Origin of the sequence: Actinomadura sp. NBRC 104425 (assembly GCF_030269545.1) — a bacterium.
In the GTDB taxonomy this organism is placed as follows: Bacteria; Actinomycetota; Actinomycetes; order Streptosporangiales; family Streptosporangiaceae; genus Spirillospora; species Spirillospora keratinilytica.
In genome coordinates this window covers 1-934 of the sequence record NZ_BSTN01000086.1, presented here as the reverse complement: position 1 = coordinate 934, position 934 = coordinate 1, and the positions used below count along the sequence as shown (strand labels likewise).

The 934-nt window shown below is 66.9% G+C and carries 1 protein-coding gene; it reads left to right on the top strand.

Annotated elements, in window-relative coordinates; all coding sequences use genetic code 11:
• On the top strand, window positions 1-934 hold a 934-nt coding region (locus QSK22_RS33220), incomplete at both ends, for a recombinase family protein (RefSeq protein WP_285498465.1).

Sequence of the window (934 nt, the reverse complement as noted above, 5' to 3'; positions counted from 1 at the left end):
CAACGCATCTTCCGCGAGTTCCTCGGCCTCGAGGACTCCATCGAGAAGGGCCTGTTCGCCATCGCCGAGGGCCTGACCCGCGATGGCATCCCGTGCCCGTCCGCCCACGACCGCGCCCGCAACCCGCACCGCGAAGGAACCGCCTGGGCCAAGGGCACGGTCCGTGCGATCCTCACCAATCCTCGCTACACGGGGCACCAGGTGTGGAACAGACAGCGCAAGGACGAGGTCCTCATCGACGTCAACGACGTCTCACTCGGCCACATCACCAAGCTGCGCTGGAACGAGCGCGACCGGTGGGTGTTCTCGAAAAAGGTCGTCCACCCGGTCATCATCTCCAAGGAGACCTTCGAGCAGGTGCAGGGCAGGCTCACCGCCCGTCGCTGCCAGCGTGGCGGAACCAAGGCCCGCGAGAAGACCACGCGGCACTACGCGCTGCGCGGCATCATCTACTGCGGTTTGTGCAACCGCAAGATGCAGGCCCACACCTACAAGGACTACATCTACTTCCGGTGCCGCTACCCGCAGGAGTACGGCCTCGCCAACAAGGTCGAGCATCCGCGTAACGTGTTCGTCCGCGAGAAGCAGGTAACCGCGCTCCTGGATGCCTGGCTCGCCAAGGCCTTGGCCCCGCACCGCATCAAGGAGACGATCAACGACCTCTACGGAGCCCAGGAGCCGCCCGTCAACACCACCGCGCTCCGGGCCCGCGCGAAGATCGCCGATTGCGAGACCAAGCTCAGCCGTCACCGCGCCGCGCTGGAGGCCGGGGCCGACCCCGTCACCGTCACGAAGTGGATCGCCGAGACCAACGCCCAGAAGGCTGCCGCCGAGGCAGAGCTGCGCAGGGCCGAGGCGCCCCAGCACCGCGTCCTGACCCCTGAGCAGATCGAGAAACTGATCAGCGCGTTGGGCGGGCTCGTCTCGGCCCTCA